Raw genomic sequence first — 21,897 nt, 5'->3', positions numbered from 1 at the left:
GAGGCCGGCCGGGGTGATCGACGATATCGAGGCCACCGGCCGCCTTCAGACGCAGATCGAGGCCGCGCTGCCACTGCCGGCGCGGCCGACGCCGGAGCTGCTCGAGATGCTCCGGCAGCAGAGCCCGGACATGAAGCTCGCGCCGAGCTGCCGCATCGTCGCGATCAGCTATGCGGGTGACGAGGGCGGCATCGTCTGCAAGCTCGATTTCGGCGCGGATCAGACGGGCCACGCGGCCTATGTCTCACTCACTCATCTGCGCTTCGACCCGCGCCTTCCCATGGCGCGGGCGATCGAGACCTACCAGCGCCGCCGCGTGAAGGGGCTGCGCGCCGCCGCTACTTCTCCGCCGCCGCGATGATCCCCCCGGCCAGGCTGGCCGGGATGCGGTTGGTCCAGCGGCCGCAATCCACCTGCGTCACGAAATCCAGTACCGCCCGGTTGAAGGCGTCCGGGTCCTCCAGGTTCATGGTGTGGCCGCATTTCGGCATCACCAGCAGGGCGCTGCTGCGGATCGTGCGCTTCAGGTAGAAGCTGGCCTCCAGCGTCGGGTCATCCTCGTCGCCGGCGATCACCAGCGTCGGCACCGTCATCTCGCGGAACTGGGCTTCCAGGTCGAACAGGGACGGCCGGCGGCGCTGCACGCCGTTCATGGTGAGCGCGGAGCCCTCAGTGCTGTGCTCGCAGAGCTGCGCCTGGAACTCGGCATAGCCGCGCGGGTCCTTTTCCTCGAAGACCAGGCGGGTGGGGCCGCGGCTGTAGGTCAGGCCGAATTTGTCCATCCCCTCCGCCCGGATGCGGGCGATGGCGGCGTCCGTCTCCGCATGGAATTGCGCGGTCTTGCCCGGCGCCGCGCCGTAGCCGACGCCGGCGGCGACCAGGCTGCGGGCCAGGCCGGGGTGGCGCAGGCCCATATGCAGCGTGGCGAAGCCGCCCATGGACAGGCCCACCACATGGCTCGGCCCCAGGCCCAGCCCCTTGATGACGGCGGCGATGTCATCCGTCGCCCGGTCCTGGCTGTATTTCGCCGGGTCGGACGGAACCTCGGATGGCGTGTAGCCCCGCGCGGCATAGGTGATGCAGCGGTAGCGGCGGGAGAAGAAGCGCATCTGCGCCTCCCAGGACCTATGGTCGCCGGCATATTCATGCACGAACACCATGGGGGTGCCGCTGCCGGCCTCCTCGTAATGCAGGCTCACCCCATCATCGGTATGCAGCATCGGCATGGCGTCGGTATCCCAGTTCCAGGACCGCGGATGGTGCCGTCCGAATCCCCCCGCCGCAAGCCGCCGCCGCCTTGACACGGCAGGGGGTCGAGCGCATCTGCAATCCGGACCGAATGGGTCCCCTTTCACAGGGCAAGGGAGTTTCCGCCGGGTGTTGCGGGTCTCGAAATTCACCGACTACGCCGTGGTGGTGCTGTCCCGGCTGGAGGCAGAGGGCGGGGTGCAGACCGCGCCCGGCCTCGCCGCCGGCACCGGCATCGCCGAGCCCACGGTGGCCAAGGTGTTGAAAATGCTGTCCCAGGCCGGTCTGGTCGAGGGGCTGCGCGGCGCGCGCGGCGGCTATCGCCTGCTGCGCCCGCTGGCCTCCCTCGGCCTGTCGGAAGTGATCGTGGCGATGGATGGCCCGATCGCGCTGACCGCCTGCGTCGATGGCGGCTTCGGCCTCTGCGAGGCGGAGCACACCTGCCCCGTGCGCGGCCGGTGGGACCCGGTGAACGCGGCCATTCGCGGGGCGTTGTCCGCGATCATGGTCAGCGAGATCGCCTCTCCGCCTGCCCCCCGGCGAGCCGCCGCGCCCGCCCCCCAGCCTGTTCTCGTCGCCGAGTAGGATCAGCCGCTATGGCAGCCGTCACCGAAACCATCGAAGCCGTTCAGGCCGTCAACGACGGCGGGTACAAGTGGGGCTTCGAGACCGATATCGAGATGGACTTCGCGCCCAAGGGGCTGAACGAGGATATCGTTCGCTTCATCAGCGCGAAGAAGAAGGAGCCCGCCTGGCTGCTGGAATGGCGGCTGAAGGCGTATCGCCATTGGCTGACCATGGAAGTGCCGCATTGGGCCGCCGTCAGCCATCCGCCGATCGATTTCCAGGATGCCTTCTACTACGCCGCGCCGAAGCAGGGTCCGAAGTCGCTGGATGAGGTCGATCCGGAGCTGCTGAAGACCTATGCCAAGCTCGGTATTCCGCTGAAGGAACAGGCCATCCTGGCGGGCGTCGAGGGTGCGGGCGACAGCCCCTCCGAGGGCGGCCGCATGCCGATCGCCGTCGATGCGGTGTTCGACAGCGTCTCCGTCGCCACCTCCTACAAGGAGCGCTTGGCGAAGGATGGCATCGTGTTCTGCGCGATCAGCGAGGCGGTGCAGACGCATCCCGAGCTGGTGCAGCAGTATCTCGGTTCCGTCGTGCCGCAGGGCGACAACTTCTACGCCGCGCTGAACAGCGCCGTCTTCACCGATGGCAGCTTCGTCTACATCCCGAAGGGCGTGAAATGCCCGATGGAGCTGTCCACCTATTTCCGCATCAATGCGAAGAGCACGGGCCAGTTCGAGCGCACGCTGATCATCGCCGACGAGGGCAGCACGGTCAGCTACCTGGAAGGCTGCACGGCGCCGATGCGGGATGAGAACCAGCTGCATGCGGCGGTGGTCGAACTCGTCGCGCTGGACGATGCCAGCATCAAGTACAGCACGGTGCAGAACTGGTATCCGGGCGACGCCGAGGGCAAGGGCGGCATCTACAACTTCGTCACCAAGCGCGCGGCCTGCCGCGGCAAGCGCAGCAAGGTGTCCTGGACGCAGGTGGAGACGGGTTCCGCCATCACCTGGAAGTACCCGTCCTGCCTGCTGATCGGCGATGACAGCGTGGGCGAGTTCTACTCCGTCGCCATCACCAACAACCGCCAGCAGGCCGATACCGGCACCAAGATGTTCCATATCGGGCAGCGCACGCGCAGCACGATCGTTAGCAAGGGCATCAGCGCCGGCCATGGCCAGAACACCTATCGCGGCCTGGTGAAGATCAGCCCGAAGGCGTCCGGCGCGCGCAACTTCACGCAGTGCGACAGCCTGCTGATCGGCGACCAGTGCGGCGCGCATACGGTGCCCTATATCGAGAACCGCTGCATGACGGCGAAGGTGGAACACGAAGCCACCACCAGCCGCATCGCGGAGGACCAGCTCTTCTACTGCCGCTCCCGCGGCCTCAGCCAGGAAGATGCAGTTGGCATGATCGTCAACGGCTTCTGCCGCGAGGTGCTGAAGGAGCTGCCGATGGAATTCGCCGTGGAAGCGCAGAAGCTGCTGCAGATCAGCCTCGAAGGCTCGGTCGGTTAAGGATTGCTGAGATGTTGAAGATCGAAAACCTGCACGCCACCGTCGACGGCAAGCAGATCCTGAACGGCCTCAACCTGACCATCCCGTCGGGCGAGATCCACGCCATCATGGGCCCCAACGGCTCTGGCAAATCCACACTGTCCTATGTGCTGGCGGGGCGCGAGGGTTATGAGGTGACGGAAGGCTCCGTCACCTTCGGCGACCTGGACCTGCTGGCGATGGAGCCGGAGGAGCGCGCCGTGGCCGGCGTGTTCCTGGCCTTCCAGGCGCCGGTTGAACTCCCCGGCGTCGGCAACGCCAATTTCCTGCGCACGGCGCTGAACGCGGTGCGCCGCGCGAAGGGCGAGGCGGAGATCGACGCCATCCAGTTCCTCAAGCTGGCACGCGCCCGCATGAAGGTGCTGAACATGCCGGACGACATGCTGAAGCGTCCGGTGAATGTCGGCTTCTCCGGCGGCGAGAAGAAGCGCAACGAGATGCTGCAGATGGCGCTGCTGACGCCGAAGCTGGCGCTGCTGGACGAGACCGACAGCGGCCTGGACATCGATGCGCTCAAGCTGGTTTCCGATACGGTGAATGCGCTGCGCGGCCCGGACTTCTCCGCGCTTGTCATCACCCACTACCAGCGCCTGCTGAACCACATCGTGCCGGACCGCGTGCATGTCCTGTCCGCCGGCCGCATCGTGAAGTCCGGTGGCCCGGAACTGGCGCAGGAGCTGGAGGTGTCGGGCTACGGCGCCATCCAGGCCTCCGCGGCATGACGGCCGTGACCGGAACGGGCCCGGCCGCCTTCCTCGGCCGGCATGAGGGGCTGCGCGGGCGGCTGCCCGGCGCGGCGCTGCCCTGGGTGGAGGCGCTGCGCGACCGAAGCGCCGCGGCCTTCCGCGCGCAGGGCTTCCCGACGCGCCGCGTCGAGGCGTGGAAGTACACCGACCTCGCCGTGGTCAATGCGTCCGTCTTTGGTGAGCCGCTGACCGGCGTGGATGACGCGCTGGCCCTGCCGCCGGCCGCCGGCCCGCGCGCCGTTTTCGTCGATGGCCGCTTCCGCGCCGATCTTTCCGCGCTGGAAGGCCTGCCTTTCACGGTGGAGAATCTGGCCAGCGCGCTGCCGCGCCTGGAATCCCGTCTCGGCGCGCTGGTGCGGCCGGAGGAGCAGGCGCTGGCCGCGCTGAACGGCATGCTGTTCGAGGATGGGCTGGTGGTGACGGTGCCGGACGGCGTCGCCGGCGGGGTGCTGGAGCTGTTCTCCTTCGCCACCGAAAGTGAACGCGCCCCCGCCTTCCACCCGCGCCATCTGGTGCAGCTTGGCGCCAACGCGTCCCTGACCCTGGTGGAGACGGCCGCCGGCCCGGCCACCGCGCGCTACATGCACAACCCGGTCTTCGAGATCGAGGTCGCCGAGGGCGGGCGGATGAATCATGGGCGGCTGCAGCAGGAAGGCCGCGACGCCTTCTTCCTGTCCACCGTCTATGCCCGCGTGCAGGCGGGCGGCACCTACGACAACTTCACCATGAACGCCGGCTCCCGCCTGGCGCGCAACGAGATCCATGTGGCTCTGTGCGGCCCCAAGGCCGAATGCCACATGAACGGCGTGCAGCTTCTGGCGGATGGCCAGCATGCGGATACGACCACGGCGCTGGACCATGCGGCGCCGGATTGCTCCTCGCGCCAGACCTACAAGACGGTGCTGTCCGGCAAGTCTCGCGGCGTGTTCCAGGGCAAGATCCTGGTGCGGCAGATCGCGCAGAAGACCGATGGCTACCAGATGAACCAGGCGCTGCTGCTGTCGCCGGATGCCGAGATCGACAGCAAGCCGCAGCTGGAAATCTACGCCGACGACGTGAAGTGCAGCCATGGCGCCACGGTTGGGGAGCTGGATGCCGAGCAGATCTTCTTCCTCCGCTCCCGCGGCATTCCGCTGGAGCAGGCGAAGGCGATCCTGGTCGAGGCCTTCCTGACGGAAGCCGTGGAAGCCGTGGCGGATGAGGCGATCCGCGATGCCGTGTCTCGCGCCGTCACCGGCTGGTGGCAGCGCCAGGGCATCCAGGGCGGGATCGAAGCCGCGTGATGGACGGCCCTATCGCACCCTGGCTGAACCTGGACGCGGTGCGGGCGGATTTCCCGATCCTGTCGGAGAAGGTGCGCGGCAAGCCCTTCACCTTCCTCGACAGCGGCGCCTCCGCCCAGAAGCCGCGCCAGGTGATCGGCGCGATGGTGCGGATGATGGAGACGGCCTATGCCAACGTCCATCGCGGCGCCTACCACATGAGCGAGCAGGCGACGGAAGCCTATGAGCTTTCCCGAGTTGCCGTCGCGACCTTCCTGAATGCTGGTGACAGCCGGGAAATCATCTTCACGGGCAGCAGCACCAACGCCATCAACCTGGTGGCGCATAGCTATGGCCGCGGCGTGATGCAGCCGGGCCAGGCGGTGGTGATCTCCGAGATGGAGCACCACGCCAATATCGTGCCCTGGCAGATGGCGCGCGATGCGCATGGCCTGGAACTGCGCGTGTGCCGCATCACGGATAGCGGCGAGCTGGACCTTGACGACCTCGCGGCGAAGCTTGCCGATGGCAGGGTCGGGCTGGTTGCGGTGACGCATATGTCAAACGTGCTCGGCACCGTCACGCCCGCGGCCCAGATCGCGCGCATGGCACACGAGGCCGGTGCCAAGGTGCTGTTCGACGGCAGCCAGGCCGCCGTGCATCGCCGGGTGGACGTGCGCGAGATCGACGCGGATTTCTACGTTTTTACGGGTCACAAGCTTTACGGCCCGACCGGCATCGGCGTGCTCTACGCCAAGGGCGCGCTGCAGGAAGTCATGCCGCCCTTCCTGGGTGGCGGCGACATGATCTCGGAAGTGTCCTTCGAACGCTCCGTCTGGGCGCCCTATCCAGCGAAATTCGAGGCCGGCACGCCGCCGATCATCGAGGCCATCGGCCTGCACGCCGCCATCGACTACGTGAATGCCATCGGCATGCCCGCGATCGAGGCGCATGAACGCGCGCTGGTCGATCGCGCCATGGCCCGCCTGCCGCAGATCGAGGGCGTGACCCTGCTCGGCCGCGCGCAGGACCGCGGCGGCGTCTTCGCCTTCGCGCTGGATACGGCGCATGCGCATGACGTGGCGACGCTGCTGGACCGGGCCGGCATTGCCGTGCGTTCCGGCCGCCATTGCGCGGAGCCGCTGCATGAACGGTTCGGCGTGGAGAGCACCTGCCGCGCCTCCTTCGGCCTCTATACCACGCCGGCGGAGGTCGATCTGCTGGCCGATGCGCTGCACCAGGCGCGGGAGTTCTTCCGATGAGTGGTGGTTTGTTTGACGACCTGCGCGACCTGTACCAGGAGGTCATCCTGGATCACGGCCGCAAGCCGCGTAATTTCAAACGTCTCGATGACGCGGACCGCACCGCGCGCGGCGACAACCCGATGTGCGGCGACCGCATGGAATTGTTCGTAAAGCTCGCCCCGGATGGCCATATCGAGGATGCGGCCTTCCAGGGCCGTGGCTGCGCCATCTCCATGGCCAGCGCCTCGCTCATGACCGACACGGTCAAGGGCAAGACCCAGGCGCAGGCACGGCTGATGGGCGAGAACTTCCGGGCGCTGGCGATGACCGGTGTCTGCCCGGAATGCGGCGGCGAGATCGCGGATGACATGGAACGCCTGGCGCCCCTGTCCGGCGTGCATGACTTCCCGAGCCGCGTGAAATGCGCGACCCTGGCCTGGCACACGCTGAACGCGGCGCTGGATGGCGGCGCGAAGGAGGCGAGCAGTGAGTGAGACCCCGACAGCCCCCGTCCATGGCGCCTGGACCCCCGAAGGCGGCACGGAGCCGCCGGTGCGGGTGAATGAGGATGCGGTGATCTCCGTCCTCAAGACCGTCTTCGACCCGGAAATCCCGGTCGATATTTACGAGCTTGGCCTGATCTACGCGGTCGAGATCGGCGATGATGGCCATGTGAAGGTGGAGATGACGCTCACCACCCCCTCCTGCCCCTCGGCGCAGGAATTGCCGGCGCAGGCGGAGGAAGCGGTGCGGGCCGTGCCCGGCGTCACCGACGTGACCGTCGAGGTCGTCTGGGATCCGCCCTGGGACCAGAGCCGGATGAGCGAAGACGCGCGCCTCGCGTTGAACATGTATTGAGGGAGGCACCCGGATGAGCACCACCACCGAAACCCGCCCGCGCCGCGCCCTGCCGCCGCTGATGGGCCTGTCGGACGCCGCCGCCGAGCGCTTGCGCGGCCTCTACGCCGCCGGCGAGGCCAATGGGGAAGCCGGCAGGACGCTGCGCATCGCGGTCAAGACCAAGGGCTGCTCCGGCATGGCCTATGACCTCACCTGGGTCGATGGACCGGGGCCTGGCGATGAGGTCGTGACGGATAAGGGCGTCACCGTGGTCGTGGACCGCAAGGCGACGCTGTTCCTGATCGGCACGATCATGGATTACGAGGTGAAGGCCATGTCAGCCGGCTTCACCTTCACCAATCCGAACGAGAAGGGCCGCTGCGGCTGCGGCGAGAGCTTCCACGTCTGATACTGCACCGATGCGGGTCCGGGATGAAGATTTCGCGCATCGCACCCGGACCGCCACACGCCTAGCATCGCCGGATGAGCACTGATCCCGCGACCGAGCTGCTGCCTCCGCTGGTCGAGGAGGGTTTCATCCATCTGCACGCCGCCGAAACCGCGGCGCAGATCCCCGCCGACGCTTTGGCCGGCTTCGCCGCCTTCGCGGCAAGCTGGGACGGCATGGCGCTGGACCAGCACATGGCCGATGGCGGCCGCTACCGCCGCCGCCGCCATGCCGTGCTCTCCGCCCGCGCCGGCACTCCCGGCCTGGTGCGGGAAGCGGACGCCCCGCATTGGCAGGCGGTGGACCACAACCCATTGAATGGCGGCATCGAGCGCCATTTCGAGCCGATCCCCCCGGCTATCACCCAGGGCGCCGCCTTCTCCGGCCTCGCCGAATGGGCCCGCCAGGCCTTCGACCGCGCCGCCCCCGGCCAGGACTGGCATGTAGAGGCGCACCAGTTCCGCATCGAGGCCGCGCCCGATTCCGCCGGCCGCCCGACGCCGGAAGGCATGCACCGGGATGGTGTGGACTGGGTCCTGGTCCTGCTGGTGCGGCGGGAGAATGTGGATGAGGGGGTGACCGAGATCGCCACGCCCGATGGTCGCCACCTCGGCGCCTTCACCCTGACCGACCCGCTGGATGCCGTGCTGCTGGATGACCACCGCATCCTGCACGGCGTCACCCCCGTGGTGCCGCATGACCCGGCGCGGCCGGCCTGGCGGGACGTGCTGGTGCTGACCTTCAAGCGCCGGGCATAGTCACCCCTCCGCCGTCAGCACCACCAGCACCCGCGCCCGCTCCACGCCCAGTGACCGGGTGCGGTGCGGCCGGCGCGCGTCGAAGCGCAGCGTGTCGCCGGTCTCAAGCACCAGCGCCTCGCTCTCGAACAGGATCTCCATCCGGCCGGACAGGATATGCAGCAGCTCCTCCCCGGCATGGGTGGAAGGGTCCTCGGCCGGGCGTGGCTCCATCGGCGGCCACATCTCCAGCGCGATGAGACGGCCCGGGCCGCCGGGCAGCAGCGGGCGCAGATGCAGCGCCTCCCCGGGCGGGGAAGGCGGCGCCGCCTCGGCCCGCGCCACATCCGCCGTGTCGCTGGGCGTGGCGCCGGAGGCGAGCAGCTGGCCCACCGGCACGCGCAGCGCCTCCGCCAGGCGGAACACGGTGCCGATCGAGGGCTGGCCCACGCCCCGCTCCACCTTCGAGAGATAGCCCTTGGTCAGCCCGGTGGCGGCTGCCAGCCCCGCCAGGCTCAGCCCGGCGGCGATGCGCTGCGCCCGCAGGCGGCCACCCAGCCCGGCCTGGTCCTCATCCGGCACCTCTGTCGCGGGTGCCTGCTTTCCGGTTGACGGCACGGTTTCCTCTCAGGATACTCGTTTCCACACAGGAAACCCGGACAGCCTAGCACGGGCTCAACCGGGGAGGCATCACCGCACGAAGGACCCGACCGACATGCCATTCCAGCGTCCCCCGGCCCGCGCCCTGGCCCGCCCCCTGGCCCGCCCCCTGGCACGCCGCCTGCTGCTCGGCGCCGCCGCTGCCCTCGCCACGCCCGGCCTTGCCCGCGCGCAGGATTTTCCCGGCGGCCGTCCGGTGCGGCTGGTGGTGCCCTTCGGGCCCGGCGGCATCACGGACCTGGTGGCCCGCGTGGTGGCGGAACGCGCCGCCGCCATCCTCGGCGCGCCGATCGTGGTGGAGAACCGCGCCGGGGCGAATGGCAACATCGCCGGCGATTTCGTCGCCAAATCGGCGCCGGATGGGCACACGCTGCTGATGGCGTCGCTGGCCATGTTCTCCGTCAACCCGGTGATCTACCCCGCCATGCCCTACGACCCGGCGCGGGATTTCGAGCCGGTGATTGCCATCGGCAGCACGCCGCACATCCTGGTGGCGCATCCCTCGGTCGGCGCCACGGACCTCGCCGGGCTGATCGCCGTCGCCAAGGCGCGGCCGGAGGCGCTGAGCTACGGCACGGCCGGCGCCGGCAGTTCCCCGCACCTCACCCAGCTCGCCTTCCAGCAGGCCACCGGCGCGAAGCTGCTGGAGGTGCATTTCCGCTCCGGCTCCGCCAGCGTGCAATCGGTGCTGGGCGGCCAGGTCTCGATGACGGCGGAGGCCACGCCGGTGGTCATCGCCCATATCCAGGCCGGCACGCTGCGCGCCTATGCCGTGGCCTCCCTGGCGCGGGTGGCGCTGCTGCCGCAGGTGCCGACTGCGGCAGAGGCGGGCTTGCCCGGGCTGGAGAATGGCTCCACTTCCGGCGTCGTCGCGCCGCGCGGCACGCCGGCGGCGGTGCTCGCCCGGCTGAACCAGGTCTTCGACCAGGCGCTGCGCGCGCCGGAGACGCAGGCACGGCTGGTGCAGCAGGGCACCCTGCCGCTGGGCGGCACGGGGGAGGAATTCCGGGCGCTGGTGGACCGGGAAGTGACGCGCTGGCGTCCGCTGCTGGCGGGCGTCTCCGCCGGATGAAGAAGCAAAGGGAACGCAGGTGACAAATTCCTACCCCTGGGCCGGCCGATTGATCGCCGCCTACATCGCCGAGCAGGCCTCCATGGAGATGGAGGAACTGCCGGCCGCGCGGATGATCGAGGGTGTCGGCATCGAGGGCGACCGCTACGCCACAGGCCGCGGCACCTACAGCTACAAGCCGCATGAGGACCGGCAATGCACGCTGATCGAGATGGAGACGCTCGACGCGCTGCGCCGCGACCATGGGCTGACGCTGGAACCCCATGAAAGCCGCCGCAACCTGACGACCCAGGGCGTGCCGCTGAACCACCTGGTCGGCCGGCATTTCCGGGTGGGGGAGGTGGTGCTGTTCGGCGGCCGGCTGAACGTGCCCTGCAAGTATCTGGACGACCTGCTGGGCCGGCCGCTGTTCAACCCGCTGCTCAACCGCTCGGGCCTGAACTGCCGCATCATCAAGGGCGGCACCATCCGCCCCGGCGACGTGATCGAGCCGGTCTGAGCGCCCGATGAAGCTGCTGATGGCGGTGGAGGTGGTGGCGCGGCGCCAGGTGACGCCGCGCGTTGTGCAGCTCACCCTGCGCCCGGCGAAGCGCGCCGCCTTCCCCGCCTTCCGCGGCGGGGCGCATACCATCCTGGTGCTGCCGGATGGCAAGCGGCGCCTCTATTCGCTGACCTCGGACCCGGACCGGCCGGAGCTGTGGCAGGTGGCGGTGCTGCGGGAGGCAGCGGGCCAGGGCGGCAGCGCCTGGCTGCATGAGGCGGCCGCCATCGGCACAAGGCTGCTCGCCAGCCATCCGCAGCAGGGCTTCGCCCTGGCGCCGGAGGCCGCGCGCCACATCCTGTTGGCCGGCGGCATCGGCATCACGCCCTTCCTGTCCATGCTGCCGGAGCTGCGCCGCGCCGGTGCCGATTACGAGGTACATTTCTGCGCCCGCAGCGAAGCGGAGGCGCCCTTCCTGCCGGAGCTGCGCGCGGCGCTCGGCGACCGTCTGCGGGTCTGGATCGCGCAGCGGCTGGACCTGGCGCGGCTGCTGGCCTGCCCCGCCCCCGGCACCCATGCCTATTGCTGCGGCCCGGCGCGGATGGTGCAGGGCTTCGCGGAGGCCACCGCGCATTGGCCCGCCGGCACAACCCATGTCGAGCACTTCGCAGGCATCCCGCGCGCCGAGGCGCAGCAGGGCGAGGCCTTCGAAGTCGAGATCGCCTCCTCCGGCGCCATTCTGCCGGTACCCGCCGATCGCAGCCTGCTGGAGGTGCTGCGCGCCGCAGGACACGGCGTGGATGCCGCCTGCGAGTATGGGGCCTGCGGAAGTTGCGTGGTGCAGGTGGAGGGCGGCGAGCCGCTGCACCGCGATGTATGCCTGTCCCCCGCCGCGCGACGCCGGTCGATGACCGCCTGCGTGTCGCGCGGCAGAGGCAGGCTGCGCCTGGCGCTGTAGGCGATCAGCCCTTGCGGGACTGGCCGCCCTTGCGGCCGGCTTCCGCCGCCCGGTCCGGATCGTTGGCGAAGTTGTTGGGGTCCTTGTCCTTGCCCGCGCCCACGGTTTCCTGGGACACGCCCTTCTGGCCCTCGGCGCCGTGGTGGCTGCCGGATTTGCCCTCGTTGGACTGCTGGTTCGCCATGCTGACTTCCTCCGTCTGCGGCCGCCCGATGCTGCTGCCGGGCGGGCTTGTGGAACGCAGCGCGGCAGGCGCGGGTTCGGCTGCGGAGGCGTATTGACCCACCGGCCGCATCGGGCGATTCCCACCATATGAGCTTCCATATCCTCGTCACCGCCCCCCGCCTCGAACCCGCCGGCCTTCGCCTGCTGGAGGAAGCCGGCTGCCAGGTCGATTTCGTCTCGCTCGAAGGCGGCAGGGCGGAGCTGGAGCGGAAGCTGGCGACGCTGCCGGTGCAGGGCGTCATCTCCCGCTTTCTGCCGATCAGCGGCGCCGCCATCGCGAGCTGCCCGACGCTGCGGGTGATCTCCCGCGCCGCGGTCGGCTACGACCTGATCGACGTGGCTGGCGCCACGGCGCGCGGCATCCCGGTGCTGACGGCGGTGGGGGCCAATGCGCAGTCGGTGGCTGAGTACAGCCTGGGCCTGATCCTGGCCGTCGCCCGCAACATCCCGCGCCACAACGCCGCCACCCAGGCCGGCGGCTGGGAGAGGTCGCGCCTCGGGCTGGAACTGCATGGCAGGCGGCTCGGCCTGGTCGGCTATGGGCGGATCGCCCAGGGCCTGGCGCGGATGGCGCTGGCCATCGGCATGAAGGTCTCCGCCTACAGCCCCAACCTGGCGCGGCGCGGCGACATCTCCCCGGTCACCGCGGCGCCGTCGCTGCACGCGCTGCTGGCGCAATCCGATGTGGTGTCCCTGCACGCACCGATGAGCGCCGGGAACCGCCACATGATCGGCGCCGCCGAACTGGCGCTGCTGGGGCCGGAGGCGATCCTGGTGAATACCGGCCGCGGCGGGCTGATCGACGAGGCGGCGCTGGCCGAGGTGCTGCGCGAGGGCCGGATCTACGGCGCCGGCCTGGATGTGCTGTCCACGGAGCCGCCGCCCCCCGGCAGCAACCCGCTGGTCGGTGCGCCGAACACGGTGCTCAGCCCGCATATGGGCGCCGGCACCACAGTCGCCCGCAGCGCCACGGCGGAAGCCGCCGCGATGCATGTGCTGGCCGCGCTGCGTGGCGACAAGCTGCCGGATGATGCCTGCGTCAACCCGCAGGCGCTGCAACGGGCTGGATAGGCCTCGGCCGCCCTGCCTCATCCACCGCGACGAAGGTGAATTCCGCCTCCGTTACCTTCACCCGCTCCCCGCGCCCCTGCCGCAGCACCCAGACCTCCACATCCAGCGTCAGGGATGTGCGGCCGATGCGCTTGAGATCGGCGTAGAAGCACACCGCATCCCCCACCTTCACCGGCGCGATGAAGGTCATGCCGGAAACGGCGACGGTGACGGTGCGGCCTTCCGCAAAGCGGGTGGTGGCCATGGACGCGGCGGCGTCCATCGACGCCATGATCCAGCCGCCGAAGATGTCTCCGGCCGGGTTGGTGTGGGCGGGCATGGCGAGTTGCCGTGCGGCGAGCTCGCCGCGCGGCAGGCGTGATGTATCCGTCTGCATGGCAAAGCGTCTCCTGCGAGTCTGGACGCCTCCCGCAGGCTCATGTTGCAGTGCAGCATGCGGCCTTCAAGCCCGGAGGATGCGCCCCCCGGGCTTCGCGCATCACACCAGCGGCACCAGCCGGTAGCCGGTGCCGGCGCGCTCCACCGTGCCGGTGGCCGGCATCGGGAAGTGGTAGCCGACCACCGCGATCCGGTCGGTGGCCAACTGGTCCAGCAGCCGCTTGCGCGTTGCCACCGCCATCGCCGGGTCCATGTCGAACACCGGATACCACTCGGGATTGGCCATGAAGAGCGCCGGGGTGGTGATGGCATCGCCGATCACCAGAAGCTGCGCATCGCCATCCGCCACCAGGAAGGAAACATGCCCCGGCGAGTGTCCATGCGTGGCGACGGAGGTGATGCCCGGCGCCACCTGCGCGCCCGGGGCGAAGCGGGTGATGCGGCCCTGATAGGGCGCGAAGCGGCGGCGGGCATTGGCGAAGGCAGGGCGCCGCGCCTCGCTGGCACGGGATTCCTCGCCCGGGTCCATCCAGAAATTCCACTCGCCTTCCGGCACGGCGATACGCGCATTCGGGAAGGCGGCGCTGCCATCGGCGGCCAGCAGCCCGCCGATATGGTCGCCGTGGAAATGCGTGTGGGCGATCAGCACCACCTCCGCCGGGTCCAGCCCGGCATTGCGCATGTTCACCATCAGCGCCGGCGAGGTGCCGAGGCCGACATCCAGCGCCACCAGCCCGGCGGGGGTGCGGATGATGGTGACGTTGTACGGGTTCACCAGGGCCGGGCCCGGCGTGCCGGCAGCCTGCAGCGCGGCGGCCACCTGGTCCGGCTGGGCATTCACCACGAAGCCGCGCGTGGCGTCGGGCCGGGTCGCGGCACCGTCATTCACCACGGTGGCGCGCAGCGCGCCGACCGTCACGTGGCGGAAGGCGGGGGTGACGGCGGGCGCCTGCGCCGAGGCGGGCAGGGCAGGGGCCAGCGCGGCGGCGGTGCCGGCGGCCAGCAGGGTGCGGCGATCGAGCATGTTCATTCCCCTCAGACGGACGCGGCCCAGTCGGCGGGCACGAAGCGATAGCCCTCGCCTTCCTTCGCCATGTGGCCGGTGGCGGGGAAGGGGAAGTGGTAGCCGCTGACGCGGATGCGGTCCGTCGCCACCATGTCGAAGACCCGGCGCCGCGTGGCTTCCGCAGCCTCGCCGTCGAAATCGAAGGCGACGCGGAAATCCGGGCGGCGCGCGAACAGCTCCGGCCGGTTGGTCAGGTCCGCCAGGAAGATCATCTGGTCCGCGCCATCGGCGATCCGGTACACGGTGTGGCCCGGCGTATGGCCATGGGCGGAGATGGCGGTGACCCCCGGCACCACCTCCGCGCCGCCGGCGACCTGGCGGACCTTGCTTTGGTAGGGGGCGAAGCGCCGCGCCACATTCGGGAAGGTGCCGCGCTGGGCCTGCGGGCTGCGGCTTTCATTGGCGGTGTCGGTCCACCAGGCCCATTCGGTGGCGGGCACCACGATTTCCGCATTCGGGAAGGCGGCGCTGCCATCGGCGTTGAGCAGGCCGCCGACATGGTCGCCATGGAAATGGCTGAACACCACCGTGGTGACCCGCGCCGGGTCCAGCCCGGCCGCGCGCATATTGGCGACGAGCAGCCCGACGGGCGACCCCGCCGGCTGCGGGCCATTGCCGGTGTCGAACAGCACCAGGCCGTTCGGCGTATCCAGGCAGGTCAGGGTGAAGGGGATGCGGAAGGTGTCGGTCGGCAGGAAGCTCTCCGCCAGAACGCGCTGCACCTCCGCCAGCGGCGTGGCGGGCACGAAGCCCTGGGCGAGCGGAATGGCGCGGCTGCCGTCATGCAGCATGGTGACGATGCGGCTGCCGATGCGCAGGCGGAAGAAGCCGGGCGGCTGGGTCAGGGAAGCCGCCGCGGGCGCGGCCGGGGCGCCCTGCGCCAGGGCGGGCGAGGCGCGCGACAGCGCCGGGGCGGCCAGGGCGCCAGCGGCGCCCAGCATCAGGTGACGGCGATCCATGGAAGCCTCCCGCTTCGTTCCTGCGTCAGGTTGGATGCGGCGTTGCGGTTGCAAGGCCCCGTCGCCCCATGGCGCAAGAATCGTTCGCGGAACTGGTCGTGCCCCATTGGCCTCGCCGAGGATCAGCCTGGCGCGGTGAAGATCTCGATGCTGGTAAAGCTCAGCCGCTCACCACCAACGGTCACGCTGCCGCTGACGCCGATCGGCTCGCCGAACTGGTCGGAGAAGCTGACCTGGTTGCCGTTGACGTTGATCCGGACCGAGGGGTCATCCAGCTGCAGCCCGGCCAGCAGCCCCTGCACGCCGACGCCGGTCAGCCACAGCATGTCCCGCCCATCGCCGCCGTCGAAGAAGTCGTTGCCGTTGCCGGGCTGCCAGAACAGGCGGTCGCCGTCCTCGCCGCCGAACAGGCTGTCGGAGTCGCCATCGCCACGTCCGCCCTCCATCAGGTCCTCGCCGGAGCCGCCGGACATCAGGTCGGCGCCGTCGCCGCCATCCATCGCATCATTGCCGCTGCCGCCGAGCAGCGTGTCCTGGCCCTCATGGCCGAACAGCATGTCGCGGCCGCTGCCGCCGCGCATGCTGTCATCGCCCGCGGTGCCGTCCTGCTCGCCATCGTCGAAGCCGTCATAGACGCCGCCGCTGACGTGGTTGAGCTCCTCGGTCGAGAGTATCCTGGGCGGCGTCGTCATGGCGGGCTCCCGTGTCCGCATGTGGCGGCACGGAGAGGCTAGCGGAACCCCGCTCGCCTGTCGCTGCGCCCGAGCCTGTCGCGGGCATAGGCAGGGCCTCGGCCCGACGCGGCGGTTCAGCGCCGGAAGCTGACCACCGATTCCAGATGTGGCGACCAGCGGAACTGGTCCACCGGCACGGCGGAGGTCACCTTGAACCCGGCCTTCACCAGCGCCGCCGCATCGCGCGCCAGCGCCACCGGGTTGCAGGACACGTAGATCACCACCGGCACCTTGCTGCGGGTAATCTGCGCCACCTGCTCCACCGCGCCATTGTAGGGCGGGTCCAGCACCACGGCGCCGAAGCCGTTCAGCTCCGCCGGCAGCAGCGGGCGATAGGCCAGGTCGCGCCGGATCGCCTCCACCCTGCCGCCCGCCTTGCGCGCCGCGGCATCCAGCGCGGCGACGGCGGCCGCATCGCCCTCATAGGCCGCGACGCGACCCTTGGCCGAAAGCGGGAAGGACAGCGTGCCGATGCCGGCATAGAGGTCCGCGATGCGCGCCCGCACCGGCAGCTTCTGCGATGCGAGGCCGGCCAGCACGGCCGCGACGATCGCCGCCTCACCCTCCGGTGCCGCCTGCAGGAAGGCGCCGGGCGGCGGCGCGACGGAGGCGCCGGACAGGTTCAGCCAGACCGGCCCGGCCTGCGCCGCATTCTCCACCGGGCCGTCCTTCAGCGCCCAGGCAATGCGCGGAATGCCGTGCGCGGTGCCGAAGGCGGCCAGCATAGCGCGCTGCGAGGCATCCAGCGGGCCATCCGTCCGCAGCAGCAGGTCCGGCCCGCTGTCCAGCAGGTTCAGCACCGCCGAGCCCTCGCGCTTCAGCGCCGTCATCCGCCGCAGCAATTCGCGCAGCGGCCGGAACAGCGCCACCAGCGCCGGGTCCAGCACATGGCAGGTGGACAGGTCCGCCACCGCCGCGCTGCCGCGCTGGTGGAAGCCCAGCGCCATGGCGCCGCCCTGCAGCCGCTTCAGTGCCAGGTCGGCGCGGCGCCGGGTGTTCGGCGCGGCGATCACCATTTCCGCCACGGCGACATCCGGCTGCCCCGCGCGCTCCAGCGCATCGACCAGCCGGGCGCGCTTCCACGCGGCATAGGCCGGGATCGCCCAGTGCTGCAGCGCGCAGGCGCCGCATTCGGCCAGGAAGTGCGGGCAGGGCGGCACCACCCGGTCCGGGCTGGCGGCGAGAATTTCCGCCACCTCCGCCGCCTGGCCCTCGCCACGCCGCCCGGCGGGCCGGGCCAGGATGCGTTCCCCCGGCAGCGTCCCGGCCAGGAACCAGGGGCCGTCCGGCGTCTCCGCCACGCCATCCCCCGCCGAGCCGAGCCGGTCGATTGTGATTTCCCGCACCGGTTGCATCCCAGCCGGCTGGGTGCGATGGGGGTCCGAACCAGGACGGGGCTCCATGCTCGACAAGTTGCTTTCCCTGCTGCGTGCGCGGCTCCGCCGTCGGAGCGACTGGTATTATCTGGGCAATGGGGTGGGTTTGGCCCTCACCCACTTCGGCCGCAAGATATTCCTGCCGGGTGGCGACGCCGGGATGACGCCGGACATCATCCTGAGCGGCCGTTGGGAGCCGCATGTGGAGGCGCTGCTGCGCCGCGTCCTGAAGCCCGGGATGCAGGTGGCGGAGGTCGGCGCCAGCCTCGGCTTCCACACGCTGGTGATGGGGGAGGCGGTGGGTCCGACCGGCCATGTCCATGCCTTCGAGCCCTATCCCAAGGTGCTGCCGCTGCTGCGCAACACGCTGGCCAGCAACCGCTTCCAGGACCGCGTGACCCTGCGCGAAGTGGCCGTGCTGCACGCCCCCGGCGACGTGCACTTCGCCGCCGACCCGGCGCAGGCCGGCAGCGCCCACCTGGCCATCCCGGTGGCGGCGCCGAGCTACACCGAGAGCTTCGCCGTGCCGGCCACCCGCCTGGATGATGCGCTGGCGGAGCTGCCCGCGCTCGACCTGCTGCGGATGGATGCGGAGGGAACGGAAGGGCTGGTGCTGCTCGGCGCGCAGCAGATCATGGAACGCTCGCCGAAGCTGATGGTGGTGATGGAATGGTCCCCCGCCATGCTGGCCGCCCGCGGCGACGTGGCGGAACTGGCCAACTGGATCGCCGCGCTGGGCTTCCGCTGCCGGCGCATCGAACGCCAGGGCGTGCTGACCGATGTGACGGCGGCGGAGATGCCGGGCCTTTCGCATTGCGACCTGCTGCTGACGCGGGGCGACGCCCCGGTATAGGGCCACATCTGAAGCCCCGATCCGAAGCGTGCGGGTCTGACGCTTCCTGCAAGCCGCGGCCCGCCCTATGGTTCGCGGCGGGGGCCGGCAAGGGTGGGCGGCGACAGGGGGATAGCGGCTGATGCTGCCGAGCGAGCTTTCGGGCAAGTACGAGGCGCGCGGCACGCTCGGGGCCGGTGCCATGGGCACCGTGATCGACGCCTTCGACCGCATGATCGAGCGCCGCGTCGCGGTGAAGCTGGTGCGCCTGCCCTCCGGCGACGACGCGGAGGCGCGGGAGGCGCATGCCCGCTTCCGGCGGGAAGCCCAGGCCGCAGGGCGCCTGTCGCACCCCAACATCGTCGGCGTCTTCGACTACGGCGAGAATGCCGACACCGCCTGGATCGTCATGGAACTGGTCGAGGGCGGCACGCTGAAGGGCGTGATGGACCGTGGCGAGCGCCTGCCGGTGGCGCAGGTGGTCCGCCTGATGGACCAGATCCTCGGCGCGCTGGCCTATTCGCACGGCCGCGGCGTGGTGCACCGGGACATCAAGCCCGCCAACATCATGCTGACGGCTGATGAGGGCGGCGGGACCTCCGGCGGTCCGCAGGTGAAGATCGCGGATTTCGGCATCGCCCGGATCGAGAGCTCGACCATGACCCAGGTCGGCACCGTGATGGGCACGCCGAGCTACATGGCGCCCGAGCAATTGCGCGGCGAGCCGGTGGATGCGCGGGCCGATATCTGGGCCGCCGGCGTGCTGCTGTACCAGCTGCTGACCGGTGAGAAGCCCTTCGATGGCGGCTACAGCGCGCTGATGCATCGCGTGCTGAACACCGAACCGCCGCCGCCGAGCCAGCTTGCCGTCAGCGCGCCGCGCGGTTTCGACGCGGTGGTGGCCCGCGCCCTGGCGAAGCGCCCGGATGACCGCTTTCCCAGCGCGACCGCCTTCGCCGAGGCCATCCGTGCCGCCGGGGAGAATGCGGAACCGGCCGGGCCTGGCTTTGCCGGCGCCGGCAAGCTGCCAGGGCTGGACGACGCGACGATGCTGGCCACCGCCACCCGCCCGCCGGCCGCGCCCGCCCCATCCGCCCCCATACCCGCCCCGCCACCGGCCGCGCGATCCGGCGGCGGGCTGAAATGGGCCTTGCTGGGCGGCGTGGCGCTGATCGCGGCCGGTGCGGCGGGCTACATCCTGACCCGGCCGGAGCCGCTGGTGGTGCCGCAGGATCAGGTGGCCCAGGCGCCCGAGCCGCGCCCGGTGCCGAGCCCCGCGCCGACGCCCGCGCCACCGCAGCCGGCGCCCGCACCGACGCCTGCCCCGACGCCCACACCCGCGCCGGCGCCCGTCCCGACCCCTGTGCCCGATGCGGTCCCGACGCCCGCGCCGGCACCGACTCCCACGCCCGATGTGTTGCCCGTCCCGACACCCCGGCCCGCGCCTGAACCCACGCCTGCGCCGCGACCCGCGCCCGAACCGTCACCCGCTCCCGTCCCGGTTCCAGCGCCCATCCCGACGCCGGCTCCCGTCCCGGTTCCGACGCCCACCCCGACGCCGGCTCCCGTCCCGGTACCTGCGCCCACCCCCACACCAGCCCCCGCGCCGCCGCCCCGCCCGGATCTGCGCGCCGCCGCCAGCGCCGCGGCCGCGGCTGCGCCCTGCAGCCTGCTCGAAGCCACCGCGACCGAAACCAGCCTGACCATCGCCGGCATCCTGCGCCAGGGCGGGGAGGCGGAGATCCGGCGTGTACTGGCCGAGCGCGGCGTGCCGCCCGCCGCCGCAATGCTCCGCCTGCATGCCTTCGAAGGCCCCTATTGCGGCGCCATCGACACCATCCGCCAGGTCGCCGCGGCCCCCGGCGAGGCGCCCCTCGTCACCATCGCCGGTGCCATGCCGCTGCAGCGTGGCGATCTGCTGCGGCTGGATGTGCAGATGCCGCCGCGCGCCGGGCAGCTCTATGTCAGCTACCTGATGAAATCGAACGAGATCGTCCACCTGGTGCCGTCGGAACCGCAGGCCGCCGGCGCCCGGCTGCGGCTCGGCGAGCCCGGCCCGAATTTCACCGGCTGGCAGGTGGATGAGCCCTTCGGCACGGACATGATCATCGTCTTCGCCTCGGAGCGCCCGCTATTCCCGCAGCCCCGCCCGGTGGTGGAGCCGCTGGACGACTATCTGCCGGCGCTGGCCGCCGCCCTGCGGGATGCCCGTGCCCAGGGCATCCGCGTCAGCGCCCGCGCCGTGCTGCTGGAGACGGTTGCCCAGCGGTAGAGGTCGGGGCCCAGCCGAGGGCCCCAGCCCTGGGGTCCTGGTGGCAGCGCTCACGGCGGCATTCCCTCCCGCATCAATGTCCGCAGCCGCTCTACTTCCGCCGGCGGAAGGCCCAGATGCGCCGGGGTGAAGAAGCGCGGGTCGGGCGTGTGCAGCAGATAGGCCTGCGCCTCGTCGATCATCAGCGTCTCGATCGCGGTGTCGTAGCCTTCGCGGCCGAGGAAGGCGCGGAAGGCGGCGCGCTCGGGTTCGGTGAAGCGCTCGGTCCAGACACGCCGGATATGCGCGGCATAGGCGGCATCGGTGCCGTAGCGGCCATGGCTGAGTTCATGATGCAGGATGGTGGCGCGCCCGGCCTCGTCCATCTCCGGCCCCGGCGCGGCGAGCGACAGCAGCACGATCTCCTGCCCCGCCGGCGCCAGGCCGCGGGCCAGCCGGTATTGCGCGCGCAGCCATTCCTCCGCCGGCGACAGCGCCAGCCCGTCACGCTCCGCCAGCGCGAAGAAGCGCGCCAGGTCGGCGCCGCGGTAGTTGTGGCCGAAATAGAAGGTGGCGGCGCTGTCACCGGATCTTGCGATGGCGGCGTTCATCTCCGCCTCCGTCAGCACCCGGTCGCGTGGCAGCCCGGCCTTCTCCACCAGCGCCGCCACCCGGTTCAGCGCCGCGCCCTGCGCCGCGAGCGTCGGATAATCCACCAGGAAGACGGCGGGATTGCCGGCGAAGCGGATCAGCCGGGGCTGGTCCGCGCGATGCGCCGCGATCGCCGCCTCCTCCATCAGCGGCGGCAGCGTGGCGAGGCGGGAGGGCGCGGGGAGGGCGGCGGGATCGGGCGCCGGCGTGGGTTCGGGCGCGGGGACCGGCACCACGACCGGCACCACGACCGGCGCGGGCACGGGCACAGCTTCCGGCACGGCCGCGACCTGAGCCGCCGGTTCCACCCGCAGCGGCGCCAGCGCCAGCCACCAGCCGCCGAGCCCCGCCGCCACCACCGCGCCGAGGCCGAGCAGCACCCAGGGCCAGGCCGGCCGCGCCGTTCGCTTCGGTGGCGCCGGCGGGGCGTGTCCCCATTCCACGCGTGGCGGCGGCGCGGCACGACTGGCCGGGCTGTGGCGGATGGTGGCGTCGTCCTCTGCCGACATGCTGCGTGCCGCCTGCGTCC

General features: G+C 70.8%; 25 protein-coding genes. 16 read left to right on the top strand and 9 right to left on the bottom strand.

The window, feature by feature from the left end:
- Nucleotides 1–13 precede the first annotated feature (13 nt).
- A complete protein-coding gene (locus HB662_RS19455; protein ID WP_168051732.1) occupies nt 14–361 on the top strand; it encodes a hypothetical protein in 348 nt (115 codons plus the stop codon).
- On the opposite strand, the gene HB662_RS19450 is transcribed toward HB662_RS19455, so the two are convergent.
- The gene (locus HB662_RS19450) at nt 339–1,226 is read right to left on the bottom strand and encodes an alpha/beta fold hydrolase (RefSeq protein WP_168051730.1); all 888 of its coding nucleotides are present in this window, start codon (nt 1,224–1,226) and stop codon (nt 339–341) included. The two genes, HB662_RS19455 and HB662_RS19450, sit on opposite strands and share 23 nt — an antisense overlap.
- Nucleotides 1,227–1,377: 151 nt before the next feature.
- Here HB662_RS19450 and HB662_RS19445 point away from each other — a divergent pair, with 151 nt between their 5' ends.
- The 9 genes from HB662_RS19445 (at nt 1,378) to HB662_RS19405 (ending at nt 8,675) form a co-directional block, all read left to right on the top strand.
- The gene (locus HB662_RS19445) at nt 1,378–1,833 is read left to right on the top strand and encodes an Rrf2 family transcriptional regulator (protein ID WP_168051728.1); all 456 of its coding nucleotides are present in this window, start codon (nt 1,378–1,380) and stop codon (nt 1,831–1,833) included.
- An 11-nt stretch (nt 1,834–1,844) separates the two neighbouring features.
- The gene (gene sufB, locus HB662_RS19440; protein WP_168051726.1) at nt 1,845–3,338 is read left to right on the top strand and encodes a Fe-S cluster assembly protein SufB; all 1,494 of its coding nucleotides are present in this window, start codon (nt 1,845–1,847) and stop codon (nt 3,336–3,338) included.
- A gap of 11 nt (nt 3,339–3,349) precedes the next feature.
- The gene (sufC, locus tag HB662_RS19435) at nt 3,350–4,099 is read left to right on the top strand and encodes a Fe-S cluster assembly ATPase SufC (RefSeq protein WP_168051724.1); all 750 of its coding nucleotides are present in this window, start codon (nt 3,350–3,352) and stop codon (nt 4,097–4,099) included.
- Nucleotides 4,096–5,406, top strand: coding sequence for a Fe-S cluster assembly protein SufD (sufD, locus tag HB662_RS19430; protein WP_168051722.1), 1,311 nt, complete (start codon nt 4,096–4,098; stop codon nt 5,404–5,406). Before sufC ends, sufD begins: the two co-directional genes overlap by 4 nt.
- A complete protein-coding gene (locus HB662_RS19425; protein ID WP_168051720.1) occupies nt 5,406–6,647 on the top strand; it encodes an aminotransferase class V-fold PLP-dependent enzyme in 1,242 nt (413 codons plus the stop codon). The genes sufD and HB662_RS19425 overlap by 1 nt, the downstream gene beginning before the upstream one ends.
- Complete coding sequence (gene sufU, locus HB662_RS19420; protein WP_456305481.1) at nt 6,644–7,123, top strand: Fe-S cluster assembly sulfur transfer protein SufU; 480 nt, start codon at nt 6,644–6,646, stop codon at nt 7,121–7,123. The genes HB662_RS19425 and sufU overlap by 4 nt, the downstream gene beginning before the upstream one ends.
- Nucleotides 7,092–7,487 (top strand): SUF system Fe-S cluster assembly protein, encoded by a 396-nt coding sequence (locus HB662_RS19415; RefSeq protein ID WP_168051718.1) that lies wholly within the window; start codon nt 7,092–7,094, stop codon nt 7,485–7,487. Before sufU ends, HB662_RS19415 begins: the two co-directional genes overlap by 32 nt.
- Nucleotides 7,488–7,500: 13 nt before the next feature.
- Nucleotides 7,501–7,878, top strand: a complete 378-nt coding sequence (locus HB662_RS19410) for a HesB/IscA family protein (protein ID WP_168051716.1) — start codon at nt 7,501–7,503, stop codon at nt 7,876–7,878.
- A 74-nt stretch (nt 7,879–7,952) separates the two neighbouring features.
- Nucleotides 7,953–8,675, top strand: coding sequence for a 2OG-Fe dioxygenase family protein (locus tag HB662_RS19405; RefSeq protein ID WP_168051714.1), 723 nt, complete (start codon nt 7,953–7,955; stop codon nt 8,673–8,675).
- On the opposite strand, the gene HB662_RS19400 is transcribed toward HB662_RS19405, so the two are convergent.
- Complete coding sequence (locus HB662_RS19400) at nt 8,676–9,272, bottom strand: helix-turn-helix domain-containing protein (RefSeq protein ID WP_168051712.1); 597 nt, start codon at nt 9,270–9,272, stop codon at nt 8,676–8,678. It lies immediately after the preceding gene.
- Between the two features lie 97 nt (nt 9,273–9,369).
- Between HB662_RS19400 and HB662_RS19395 the strand changes: the two genes are divergently transcribed.
- The 3 genes from HB662_RS19395 (at nt 9,370) to HB662_RS19385 (ending at nt 11,825) form a co-directional block, all read left to right on the top strand.
- The gene (locus HB662_RS19395; protein ID WP_168051710.1) at nt 9,370–10,386 is read left to right on the top strand and encodes a Bug family tripartite tricarboxylate transporter substrate binding protein; all 1,017 of its coding nucleotides are present in this window, start codon (nt 9,370–9,372) and stop codon (nt 10,384–10,386) included.
- A gap of 211 nt (nt 10,387–10,597) precedes the next feature.
- On the top strand, nt 10,598–10,885 hold the full coding sequence (locus tag HB662_RS30085; RefSeq protein ID WP_245185772.1) for an MOSC domain-containing protein: 288 nt from the start codon (nt 10,598–10,600) through the stop codon (nt 10,883–10,885).
- A 7-nt stretch (nt 10,886–10,892) separates the two neighbouring features.
- The gene (locus tag HB662_RS19385) at nt 10,893–11,825 is read left to right on the top strand and encodes a PDR/VanB family oxidoreductase (protein WP_168051708.1); all 933 of its coding nucleotides are present in this window, start codon (nt 10,893–10,895) and stop codon (nt 11,823–11,825) included.
- A 4-nt stretch (nt 11,826–11,829) separates the two neighbouring features.
- On the opposite strand, the gene HB662_RS19380 is transcribed toward HB662_RS19385, so the two are convergent.
- Nucleotides 11,830–12,009: a KGG domain-containing protein gene (locus HB662_RS19380; RefSeq protein WP_168051706.1), complete on the bottom strand. Its 180-nt coding sequence runs from the start codon at nt 12,007–12,009 to the stop codon at nt 11,830–11,832.
- Between the two features lie 128 nt (nt 12,010–12,137).
- Here HB662_RS19380 and HB662_RS19375 point away from each other — a divergent pair, with 128 nt between their 5' ends.
- Complete coding sequence (locus tag HB662_RS19375) at nt 12,138–13,121, top strand: NAD(P)-dependent oxidoreductase (RefSeq protein WP_168051704.1); 984 nt, start codon at nt 12,138–12,140, stop codon at nt 13,119–13,121.
- On the opposite strand, the gene HB662_RS19370 is transcribed toward HB662_RS19375, so the two are convergent.
- The 5 genes from HB662_RS19370 to HB662_RS19350 form a co-directional block, all read right to left on the bottom strand.
- Nucleotides 13,090–13,497: an acyl-CoA thioesterase gene (locus tag HB662_RS19370; protein ID WP_168051702.1), complete on the bottom strand. Its 408-nt coding sequence runs from the start codon at nt 13,495–13,497 to the stop codon at nt 13,090–13,092. The two genes, HB662_RS19375 and HB662_RS19370, sit on opposite strands and share 32 nt — an antisense overlap.
- Before the next feature lie 102 nt (nt 13,498–13,599).
- On the bottom strand, nt 13,600–14,523 hold the full coding sequence (locus HB662_RS19365; RefSeq protein ID WP_168051700.1) for an MBL fold metallo-hydrolase: 924 nt from the start codon (nt 14,521–14,523) through the stop codon (nt 13,600–13,602).
- 11 nt (nt 14,524–14,534) lie between these two features.
- Nucleotides 14,535–15,524 (bottom strand): MBL fold metallo-hydrolase, encoded by a 990-nt coding sequence (locus HB662_RS19360; RefSeq protein ID WP_168051698.1) that lies wholly within the window; start codon nt 15,522–15,524, stop codon nt 14,535–14,537.
- Between the two features lie 122 nt (nt 15,525–15,646).
- Complete coding sequence (locus HB662_RS19355; protein WP_168051696.1) at nt 15,647–16,216, bottom strand: calcium-binding protein; 570 nt, start codon at nt 16,214–16,216, stop codon at nt 15,647–15,649.
- Between the two features lie 116 nt (nt 16,217–16,332).
- A complete protein-coding gene (locus HB662_RS19350; protein WP_168051694.1) occupies nt 16,333–17,613 on the bottom strand; it encodes a class I SAM-dependent RNA methyltransferase in 1,281 nt (426 codons plus the stop codon).
- Between the two features lie 46 nt (nt 17,614–17,659).
- Between HB662_RS19350 and HB662_RS19345 the strand changes: the two genes are divergently transcribed.
- Both HB662_RS19345 and HB662_RS19340 read left to right on the top strand, forming a co-directional pair.
- The gene (locus HB662_RS19345) at nt 17,660–18,487 is read left to right on the top strand and encodes an FkbM family methyltransferase (RefSeq protein ID WP_168051692.1); all 828 of its coding nucleotides are present in this window, start codon (nt 17,660–17,662) and stop codon (nt 18,485–18,487) included.
- A gap of 121 nt (nt 18,488–18,608) precedes the next feature.
- On the top strand, nt 18,609–20,738 hold the full coding sequence (locus tag HB662_RS19340; protein ID WP_168051690.1) for a serine/threonine-protein kinase: 2,130 nt from the start codon (nt 18,609–18,611) through the stop codon (nt 20,736–20,738).
- Nucleotides 20,739–20,788: 50 nt separating this feature from the next.
- Here HB662_RS19340 and HB662_RS19335 read toward each other — a convergent pair whose 3' ends face one another.
- On the bottom strand, nt 20,789–21,877 hold the full coding sequence (locus HB662_RS19335) for a hypothetical protein (protein WP_168051688.1): 1,089 nt from the start codon (nt 21,875–21,877) through the stop codon (nt 20,789–20,791).
- Between the last annotated feature and the right edge of the window lie 20 nt (nt 21,878–21,897).

Origin of the sequence: Falsiroseomonas frigidaquae (assembly GCF_012163145.1) — a bacterium.
GTDB lineage: Bacteria > Pseudomonadota > Alphaproteobacteria > Acetobacterales > Acetobacteraceae > Falsiroseomonas > Falsiroseomonas frigidaquae.
This window is presented reverse-complemented; position numbering and strand designations above follow the sequence as displayed.

Coding starts and splice junctions, on each gene's coding strand:
- sufB (WP_168051726.1), top strand. CDS start 1,845: ATGGCAGCCGTCACCGAAACCATCGAAGCCGTTCAGGCCGTCAACGAC.
- HB662_RS19425 (WP_168051720.1), top strand. CDS start 5,406: ATGGACGGCCCTATCGCACCCTGGCTGAACCTGGACGCGGTGCGGGCG.
- HB662_RS19365 (WP_168051700.1), bottom strand. CDS start 14,523: ATGCTCGATCGCCGCACCCTGCTGGCCGCCGGCACCGCCGCCGCGCTG.
- HB662_RS19370 (WP_168051702.1), bottom strand. CDS start 13,497: ATGCAGACGGATACATCACGCCTGCCGCGCGGCGAGCTCGCCGCACGG.
- HB662_RS19405 (WP_168051714.1), top strand. CDS start 7,953: ATGAGCACTGATCCCGCGACCGAGCTGCTGCCTCCGCTGGTCGAGGAG.
- sufD (WP_168051722.1), top strand. CDS start 4,096: ATGACGGCCGTGACCGGAACGGGCCCGGCCGCCTTCCTCGGCCGGCAT.
- sufC (WP_168051724.1), top strand. CDS start 3,350: ATGTTGAAGATCGAAAACCTGCACGCCACCGTCGACGGCAAGCAGATC.
- HB662_RS19345 (WP_168051692.1), top strand. CDS start 17,660: ATGCTCGACAAGTTGCTTTCCCTGCTGCGTGCGCGGCTCCGCCGTCGG.
- HB662_RS19350 (WP_168051694.1), bottom strand. CDS start 17,613: ATGCAACCGGTGCGGGAAATCACAATCGACCGGCTCGGCTCGGCGGGG.
- HB662_RS19335 (WP_168051688.1), bottom strand. CDS start 21,877: ATGTCGGCAGAGGACGACGCCACCATCCGCCACAGCCCGGCCAGTCGT.
- HB662_RS19415 (WP_168051718.1), top strand. CDS start 7,092: ATGGCGGCGCGAAGGAGGCGAGCAGTGAGTGAGACCCCGACAGCCCCC.
- HB662_RS19375 (WP_168051704.1), top strand. CDS start 12,138: ATGAGCTTCCATATCCTCGTCACCGCCCCCCGCCTCGAACCCGCCGGC.
- sufU (WP_456305481.1), top strand. CDS start 6,644: ATGAGTGGTGGTTTGTTTGACGACCTGCGCGACCTGTACCAGGAGGTC.
- HB662_RS19410 (WP_168051716.1), top strand. CDS start 7,501: ATGAGCACCACCACCGAAACCCGCCCGCGCCGCGCCCTGCCGCCGCTG.
- HB662_RS19380 (WP_168051706.1), bottom strand. CDS start 12,009: ATGGCGAACCAGCAGTCCAACGAGGGCAAATCCGGCAGCCACCACGGC.
- HB662_RS19360 (WP_168051698.1), bottom strand. CDS start 15,524: ATGGATCGCCGTCACCTGATGCTGGGCGCCGCTGGCGCCCTGGCCGCC.
- HB662_RS19355 (WP_168051696.1), bottom strand. CDS start 16,216: ATGACGACGCCGCCCAGGATACTCTCGACCGAGGAGCTCAACCACGTC.
- HB662_RS30085 (WP_245185772.1), top strand. CDS start 10,598: ATGGAGACGCTCGACGCGCTGCGCCGCGACCATGGGCTGACGCTGGAA.
- HB662_RS19395 (WP_168051710.1), top strand. CDS start 9,370: ATGCCATTCCAGCGTCCCCCGGCCCGCGCCCTGGCCCGCCCCCTGGCC.
- HB662_RS19340 (WP_168051690.1), top strand. CDS start 18,609: ATGCTGCCGAGCGAGCTTTCGGGCAAGTACGAGGCGCGCGGCACGCTC.
- HB662_RS19450 (WP_168051730.1), bottom strand. CDS start 1,226: ATGCCGATGCTGCATACCGATGATGGGGTGAGCCTGCATTACGAGGAG.
- HB662_RS19385 (WP_168051708.1), top strand. CDS start 10,893: ATGAAGCTGCTGATGGCGGTGGAGGTGGTGGCGCGGCGCCAGGTGACG.